At 53.4% G+C, this 9,024-nt stretch carries 6 protein-coding genes and 1 tRNA gene; all 7 read left to right on the top strand.

Going from position 1 to position 9,024, the window contains the following annotated elements; genetic code table 11:
• On the top strand, nt 1–1,805 hold a 1,805-nt coding region (gene rpoD, locus ACN0RL_RS09585), incomplete at its 5' end, for an RNA polymerase sigma factor RpoD (RefSeq protein ID WP_417516094.1).
• Between the two features lie 96 nt (nt 1,806–1,901).
• Nucleotides 1,902–1,978 (top strand) — tRNA-Ile (locus ACN0RL_RS09580).
• Between the two features lie 366 nt (nt 1,979–2,344).
• On the top strand, nt 2,345–2,719 hold the full coding sequence (locus ACN0RL_RS09575) for a DUF4398 domain-containing protein (RefSeq protein WP_417516092.1): 375 nt from the start codon (nt 2,345–2,347) through the stop codon (nt 2,717–2,719).
• A 26-nt stretch (nt 2,720–2,745) separates the two neighbouring features.
• Nucleotides 2,746–3,561 (top strand): OmpA family protein, encoded by an 816-nt coding sequence (locus ACN0RL_RS09570; protein WP_417516090.1) that lies wholly within the window; start codon nt 2,746–2,748, stop codon nt 3,559–3,561.
• A gap of 178 nt (nt 3,562–3,739) precedes the next feature.
• Nucleotides 3,740–3,997 carry a YdcH family protein gene (locus ACN0RL_RS09565; RefSeq protein WP_417516088.1) on the top strand — a complete coding sequence of 86 codons (258 nt, stop codon included), beginning with the start codon at nt 3,740–3,742 and terminating at the stop codon, nt 3,995–3,997.
• 358 nt (nt 3,998–4,355) lie between these two features.
• Nucleotides 4,356–5,693, top strand: a complete 1,338-nt coding sequence (gene aupA / locus ACN0RL_RS09560; protein ID WP_417516086.1) for an alkane uptake protein AupA — start codon at nt 4,356–4,358, stop codon at nt 5,691–5,693.
• Between the two features lie 13 nt (nt 5,694–5,706).
• Nucleotides 5,707–8,955: an Ig-like domain-containing protein gene (locus ACN0RL_RS09555; RefSeq protein ID WP_417516084.1), complete on the top strand. Its 3,249-nt coding sequence runs from the start codon at nt 5,707–5,709 to the stop codon at nt 8,953–8,955.
• The last annotated feature ends 69 nt before the right edge of the window (nt 8,956–9,024 follow it).

The following is a 9,024-nucleotide window of genomic DNA, read 5'->3' as shown; positions in this document are numbered from 1 at the left end:
TCGCACGAGGCAAGGAACAAGGCTACCTGACTTACGCCGAGGTGAACGACCACCTCCCGGAAGACATTGCCGATCCGGATCAGGTCGAAGACATCATTCGCATGATCAACGACATGGGCATTCAGGTGTCTGAAGTGGCACCGGACGCCGATACTCTGCTGATGACAGACGGTGACTCCACTGCCGACGAAGCCGCTGCCGCTGAAGCCGCTGCTGCTCTCGCCGCCGTGGAATCGGACGCCGGTCGTACCACCGATCCCGTGCGCATGTACATGCGTGAAATGGGCACGGTGGAACTGCTGACCCGCGAAGGCGAAATTGTCATCGCCAAACGCATTGAAGAAGGCATCCGCGATGTCATGGCAGCGGTATCTCACTTCCCCGGCACCGTAGGAACTGTCATCCAGGCCTATGATCGCATCATAGAGAATGAAGGCCGTATCAGCGATATCGTGACTGGCTTTCTTGATCCGGATGGCGCTGAGCCATTCATGCCGGAAGAACCCGCAAAAGACGAAGTCTCTGACTCCGAATCTGAAGACGATGATTCCGACGATGGCGAAGAAGAAGAAACCGAGAGCGGACCAGATCCCGAAGAGACTCGCCTCCGTTTTGAGCTTCTCAGGGAGAAGTTGATCGAGGCTGAAGCGCTACTTGCCAAACACGGTCGAGCTGACAAAAAAACCCAGGCAGCCCTTAATGAACTGGGCCAGGTCTTCGCTCCATTCAAGCTGGGTAACAAGGCATTTGATGAGCTGGTAAACGTAGTTCGCTCCACCAACGACCTGGTGCGTCAGAATGAGCGTGCGATACTGCAGATCTGTGTTCGTGACTGCAAAATGCCACGCAAGGATTTCATCAAATCCTTCCCCGGCAACGAAGCAAATCAGGACTGGGCTGACAAGATCATCAAGAGCAAGAAGCCTTACGCTGCGGCTATGGGCGAGCGCATTGATGAAATTATCCGGCTTCAGAAGCGCATACAGAATGTGCAGACCGAAGTCGATCTTGATGTTGTCGACATCAAGGAAATCAACCGTCGGGTATCCATCGGGGAAGCAAGAGCCCGTCGCGCCAAGAAAGAAATGGTTGAGGCCAACCTGCGACTGGTTATCTCTATCGCGAAAAAATATACCAACCGCGGCCTTCAGTTCCTCGACCTGATTCAGGAAGGCAACATCGGCCTTATGAAGGCTGTCGACAAGTTTGAGTACCGCCGTGGCTACAAGTTCTCTACTTATGCCACCTGGTGGATTCGTCAGGCCATCACCCGCTCCATTGCGGATCAGGCGCGCACCATCCGTATCCCGGTGCATATGATTGAGACCATTAACAAGCTCAATCGTATTTCCCGCCAGATGCTCCAGGAAATGGGCCGCGAGCCCACTCCGGAGGAGCTGGGAGAGCGCATGGAAATGCCGGAAGACAAGATTCGCAAGGTACTGAAGATTGCCAAAGAGCCAATCTCCATGGAGACGCCGATCGGTGATGATGAAGACAGCCACCTGGGTGACTTCATTGAAGACATACAGGCGCTCTCGCCGGTGGACTCCGCAACCGCTGAAGGCCTGCGTGAAGCCACTCGCTCTGTACTTGCAGGCCTCACTGCCCGTGAGTCCAAAGTATTGCGCATGCGTTTTGGCATCGAAATGAATACCGATCACACACTGGAAGAAGTCGGAAAGCAGTTCGACGTAACCCGTGAGCGCATCCGTCAGATCGAAGCCAAGGCACTGCGCAAACTGCGCCACCCGTCCCGCTCCGACCATTTGCGCGGATTTATTGACGATCAAGGCAACGGATAAGCTTCACAACAGTAGCGGGCGCCGCACCTCCCCGGTATAATGGCGCCCGCTTTGTTTCCCTGAGAGGAAACACTTTCCTGACAGCGTTCGCTGAAAGGGCCTATAGCTCAGTTGGTTAGAGCAGAGGACTCATAATCCTTTGGTCCCTGGTTCGAGTCCAGGTGGGCCCACCATTACTCGAAAATATCTCGTCACCTACTCCCGGCAACTCACACATTCCTGCTTTATTTAAACCCGACTCTCCATGACAGCTTGTTCACTGCCCTGTCGTTCAGGTTAATCCATTCATTTCAGTAAGTTATCCGTAATACACTCAATCATGCCTTGCAATCAGCGGCTTTCCTCTCCGGATTTGTTGCGAATCAGTCATGGTCTATTACCTGCTGCCTGCTAGAGTTAAGGTGTGGTGAGCATGGAACTCCGTCGTTTTACGGCACATCTCGCCGTCGACAAAAGTCCGTCAACCCCCGACGGCAGGATGATTTCGTGCGTAAAACACGTTCCTGCATAGCTTACATATTGCTGAAAGGAGATCGTGCATGAGCAAATTCAAGTCGATTTTATACACCGCTGGTATTACTGGCGTTGCTCTTACCATCGGTGGTTGCGCCAGCTCTGGCGAACGGCCGGATTCAGACCTTCAGTCTGCGGAGAGCTCTCTTCAGCAGGCCGTTGCTGCAGATGCCCGGAAGTTTGAACCGGTACTGCTCAACAACGCGCAGAATAAGGTCGCCGACGCGAAGAACCTGATTGAACAAGAGCAATACACCGAGGCCGAACGTCTTCTGGAACAGGCTTCCGTCGATGCTCAGCTGGCGGGCGCGCGCGCTGATACCGCAAAAGCACGCCAGGCTGTTGAGGAGATCAACCAGAACATTGAGTCAATGCGCAACCAAATCAATCAAGACCAGTAATCGCCATATCTGGAAAGGAGACTGTTATGAACAAACGCAACATAACACTGGGCGTGGCTGTGGGCTTGTCAGTGCTGGTCGCCGGCTGCTCTTCAACCCCAGTGGAAAACGCGATGGTCGATGAAGCGCGCGCTTCTTACACCAAAATCAAAGACGACCCGGATGTCGCGCGCAGTGGCGATCGCCAGCTAAGAAGTGCGAGAGATGAACTGAACCGCGCGGAGTCTTTGCTGGAAGAAGGTAAGGACACGGTCCTTATAGAACATGCGGCTTATCTCGCCAATCGCCATGCACAGATCGCCAGCGAGCAGGGAGAGCGCGCACGCTTGCAGGAAGAAATAAACTCGGCTGAAGAGCGCCGGCGTGAATTAATGCTTGATCAACGTTCCAGTGAAGCAGAGCAGGCCCGCAGGGAAGCCGAAATGCTGCGAAAAAGAATGGAAGAGTTGCAAGCAGAACGCACCGATCGCGGCATGGTTCTGACTTTGGGTGATGTCCTGTTCGACCTTAATAAAGCCGACCTGAAATCATCAGGGGAACAAACCATCGGTCGCCTCGCCCAATTCATGCGGGAGTATGAAGAACGTAGAGTCAGCGTCGAAGGTTATACCGATAGCACAGGCGATGAGTCATACAACCAGAAATTGTCTGAGCGCCGGGCCGAGGCGGTCCGGGATGAACTCATCTCTCAGGGCATTGAGCGCCGTCGTATAGAAACCAGAGGCTACGGAGAGCAATATCCAGTGGCCAGCAATGACACCTCCGCTGGTCGGCAACAGAACCGCCGTGTAGAGATTGTCATCTCGGATAATGACGGACAGATTGAGAGCCGGCAAAACTAAGTGTCGCCGGGCATCAGAGAAGCAATGAAGGGGGGGGGGCGAATGCCCCCTTTTCGCCGCTCTATTTGAGCCAACCCCGCAGAATTCCGGAGACATTGACGAGGATCAAGCATGTCAATGTGAAACGGCCTAAACTAAAATTGATTGGTAAGCCTACACACCTCAGGAGCACTGACGAATGCCACTCGAAAAACACGATCTTCTACGCGAACTGCCAGAGTCTAAAGACGCCATTCATAAACTGAAAATGACGGATCAGCATTTCGCGAAGCTGTTTGAAACTTATCACGACATTGATCATGAGGTGCATCGTATTGAACAGGGTGTGGAGACCACCTCTGATGAGTATCTGGAAGAGCAGAAGAAAAAGCGGCTAAGCCTGAAAGATGAGCTTTACGGTATGATCCGCGATTATGAAGCTTCAATGGCAAGCTGAGCCCGATAAAGTTCAACGAACCCCGCCGTTGCCTGTGGGGTTCGATTTCACCTTCCTGCTATTCGTTGATCCCCCTTTACCCCTCGAGTCAAACCCGGCTCACGACTCCCACCTTCATGTTATCAACCACAGCGTAAATTTAATCGCCCCGTAAGGCATTGTATTATTGTGACTTTTCGTTAAATCTCCCCATACATGGTCATTCCGACACAATATCGTGTCAAAAATGCCAACGTCCTGAAGGGACAAGCCCCATACACTCCCGGGTGAACAAGTGTACCCGCCGTATCTGGTCCCCAATTCCAGGGCACTGAATTGCGGTAAGAGTATAAAAACAACGAGATAATGGAGTGTATTAATGGTCCCCACCTCCCGGTTTTCATTACGGGCGCTGAGCCTGGCGGTTGCAGCAGTATCCACAACTCTCTCCATGCCGGCCTCAGCCAGCATGGGCAATATCGGTACAACTTATGGCGTCATGCCCATCGACGTTGCTACCGCCCAGTCTCTCTCCATGTTTAATGATCAGGTGTCCGCCACTTATTACAACCCCGCGGCACTCACCCGGGATGAGCGAGGCGAACTGACGTCAGGTATCCTGCACGCTGAGCAGGAACTTCGATCGGCTAATCCGAACGCCAACGGAGATGTAGTTTCCAACTCCCCCAGCCAACACGTACTGATCGGCATGAAAACCAACCTGGGCTCACTTACACGCTTCGACCATCCTCTTTACCTCGGTTTCATTGCCGGTGTGGAAAAGTACGGCAAGGAAATGCTGGCATTTGATTCCCAGACCTCAGCCAATGGCCAGTTTCTCCAGTATGGGAAAGAACCCCTGTTCCTGAACATCGGGGGTGCCACCCCTGTATGGCGCGGCATTTCGGTGGGCGTATCCGCCCGCATAACCCTGGATGCAACAGCTAATCTCGATGCAGTATCTACACTGGGTGGAGAAACCAGCCGAGAGCGTCTGGCAGTCAATGCTGAACCACAAGTTAAAACGATTGTTGGCACCACCATCGATCTCGGCAGCACTTTCTGCCCAGAAGGCATTTGCTTCCTGCAAGGCTGGGAAACTGCTTTCACCTATCGCACCAAGTCATCAGCTTCAACCGCTGTGGACTCAAACATTATCGTTACGCAAACCATTCCCGACCCGGGCCTTAGCCTTGTCGTATCCACAATCGACTCTTTCCAACCGGAAACCTTCGGATTCGGCGCGCAATATAAAGGTGGAAACTGGCGCATCGGTGGCAGCGTTGAGCAGCAGAACTGGTCTGAGCTGTCGGATGAATTCACAGGCGACACAATCAAAGATCAGGCAACCATCCCCGCTTCCAGCCGTATTCAGTTCAACGACACGATAATTCCACGGCTTGGTGCTGAGTACGACCTCAACAAAAACTTTTCCATTCGGGGCGGTGTGGCCTACGAAGAGTCTCCACTGAAAACGACTCGCAATCCGGAAATCAATTATCTGGATACTGACAAGATCGTGGTTGGCCTTGGCGTCAGCGCCACTTACGACCGCACTCGCTTCCTGGCCTTTCCTGTGCGCTTTGATCTGGGCTATCAATACCAACAGTTGCAAGAGCGCGACTTCACACTGGTAGATTTCGATGGCACTGAAACCGACGTAACAGCAGACGGCGATGTCCACGTTATCAGTGGCTCAGTTACCCTGAAGTTCTGAGGAGAGGTTTGCCATGAAGTACAACAAAACCCTGGCACTGATTCCTGCCCTGCTGCTCGCAGCCTGTGGCGGGGATGAACAGACAATAAACCAGAAAGCCACACCGGGCTCAGTTATTTACTCATACCCGGCAGATGGCCAATCAGATGTCAGCCCTGCAGCGGATATTGTTCTCAGGTTTTCACACGCTATAACTGAAGAGGTCACTGACCTTTCCAGCAAAATCAGCCTGGATTCAGACGGCACGGCTGTGTTGTTCAATGTTGAAAAAATTGATGATGGCAGAAGTCTGAAATTAACAACATCCAACTCGCTGAGCAGTGCCTCAGACTATTCTCTGGTCTTTAACGAGCCACTTCGTGCCAAGGGCGGACGCTTGATCGATACGCCGAATGGTGGCGGCGATCCGGGCATTCAGTTCCAGACCCGGGGCGGCCTCTCCGGGTCTGCCGGTCTCGTGAACACCTCTGATAGCTTTGGCGTTGCCTGGAAGGTACCGGCCAGCGATGACCAAACCGATAAAAGCTTTCAGGCGCTGAACTTTTCCACGTTCCGCCTCGCCATGACTCAGCCCGTCCATCCGGACTGGAAAGCGCTTGGCGGCTCGATTGAGATGCTGGATCAAAACGAACAGCCTGTGCCTGCGACCGTTCTGATCAAGGGCAACCGTATTACAGTTGATCCTTGCCTGACTTCCGACCCGCAACAGTGTGGCGGCAAACAGGACGTCCTTAACAGCGATGAAACCTACACACTCAAATTAACCAATTTGGCGAGCCTGACAGACTCTGGCGAAGGCAATCGGCTAACCCGGAGCTTCAGCTTTACACCCCGGAACACGGGCCCAACGGTTGTGTTAAAACAAAGTGCAGTGGACTCGGGCCTTAATGCCGGCTCAGCTGAAGGTGATGTAACACGCTCCATTCTGAACAACGAGATCATCAATGGCGTCACATTGAACTCCGTACTTCAGGGTGTCGCCGGCCCCTCCCGGCAAACAGGTGACTTGTTTGCTGAGCTGGCATTCGCACCGTCATTTGACGCAAAAGAGGCACTTCCTCTGCGCATAGCCAAAGGCAGCATTCTTCGCAGCACCAGCCTGGATGTTCTGGTTGGTGGTGTTGTGCCCGTCACGGAAGCAGTCAATCCTGGCGAACCTGTTGGCGCATTGCAGACAACAGGCGATATCAAGGTAACGATGATCTCTGATGCATCCGGTTACCTGAGCCCGAACCCCTATACCGATGATATCAACGCTCCTCGACAGATCACCTTGTTCATGGACGTATCCATGAACACCGGGGAGGCACAGCCAAATGCTTCCCTGTCCCAGGATCTGATGGGGGTTGAGCTGAGAGGCATCGCCATCGTAAAAAATGGCGTGCTCACTATCGATGCTATTGGCATGGTGGAACCGAACCTGCTCGGGCAGGAGTACACGGACTCAACCATTGCCTTTCACCTGCAGGCCGCCACAGATGTAGAGTCTGCTCTTGATGCAGAGCTGGATCGCGAGCTGGACAGCACACCACCTGAGCTGGTGAGCTGGACGCCCGGTGCCGCTGATGCAATTCCCGCCACCAGGCAATCCATGCACCGCCCAGGCGACCCGGTGATCCTGTTCTTTGATGAGCCGCTGGATCCCGCATCCATCGAAAATGGCGTCGCCCTGTATGCAAACGGGCAGGCAGAGGAAGATCTTCATACCAGGCTTGATGGCACAGCCCTCATACTCAACCCGAAGGGAGGCTTGAAACAGGGTGTTGCCTATCTGGTATCGGCTCGCGGCGTGACAGACCCCGCCGGGAATACAGCAATGGTAGAGGATTTGAGCTTCCAACTTGATCCGACAGATACTGCTGCGCCCTCGGTAACCCAGGCCCCGCCTCTCGCGCTGACAACCTACCCGGGATTTCCCTGCGAAACGACCTATAACGACATTGACCTTGCCGCCGGGATTCACGGCCAGTGCTGGGACGCCACCTCCGGCGGACAGGCAGGCGATGTACTTCCTGTATCGGAAATGCCGGAAGACCGCCCTATTGTTGTTGTTTTCTCCCAACCGATGAAGCTGGCCTCAATCCGATCTGAAGAAACCTTTATCGTAGAGAAGGTGACCGCAGATAAAACCGCGATTGAGACTGTATCCGGTCGCCTGGAGAAAAATAACCAGCGTATTCGCTTCTTTCCCGACCAGCCATGGGAACGCAACGCTTTCTACCGTTACACCATGAAAGTTAACAGAGCCGCTCCCGGTTGCGCACAGGAAAACCCGACATCAATCTGTGGTGCAAACACGCTTCCCCTGAAAACAGATCTGCTTGAGGGTCTTAATGGTGGGGGTAGTGGCGACAACTCAATGGTCATCTACTTCAAAGGCGTGGCAGCGCAAGACTCGGTGTTTACCCCGCTACGAAACCTGCCGATTCGCGACACCAATGCCAACTTCCGGATTGATTGCAGTTCGAACGACAATGCCAACTGCATCGAACCTTTCGCCCACCAGGGCAGCGACGCAGATGGCTGGGCGCCTTCTGCCAACACAACAAAGCTGGCCGTCAAAAACAATCAGGCCTCTGCCACACCTGGCCTGGTTTCCGGAAAGGCAGACGCCCGCGTAGGTTGTGAAACGGGGGAACGTTGCCCGAAAAACAAGTTTATCTATCAGACATATGCTCTGAACACAGAAGTAAAAGGTCCGGGAATCTACGAGCCAACAGGTGAGAAAGGCATTCTGGTGGATCTGTATCCCACCATGCTCGCAACAACATCAATCAGTGTATTCGTAGAACTCAAGGTTCTTGGCTTTATTCCACTTATGGAAGAATCCATCACCAATACTCAGATCATTCGTATGCGCTACTCCCAGGACCCCAGCTGTGCCGGTGGCTCTGGTTGCCCACGAGATCAGCTTATTCCCGGTGCCATTATCGAGGGCGATAACGGGCAGCCGGTGTTCAAGACACAAGTTGAGCTAATGCTGGATGCGCCAGATATGGAAATCCCCCTGGGTGGCACTCATGATCTTTACGCTCGTGAGTTTGTCTTTGATCTGGAGGGAGACATCACATTCTTCGATGATGGCCGAATGCAGATAGAGCAACGCAATACCAACCTGGTCGATATCAACGTGAGAGCAAATACCCTGGGGATACCCAATGCAGGCCTGATAACTATAAATCTGCCCCTGCAAATCCCGGTTGGAGGAACCTATCTTAATTTCATAACCAATCCCGTAAAGGATCTCCCCGCAGAGCAGTAAACCCGCTGCAACGCTTTTCAGGCCAGTCTCCGGACTGGCCTCTTTTATGCCGGAAACAACGACTGGCCG

This window comes from Marinobacter sp. (assembly GCF_048259445.1).
Classification (GTDB): domain Bacteria; phylum Pseudomonadota; class Gammaproteobacteria; order Pseudomonadales; family Oleiphilaceae; genus Marinobacter.
Note: the sequence above shows the minus strand (reverse complement) of the source record. Positions and strands in the feature narration are given on the sequence as shown.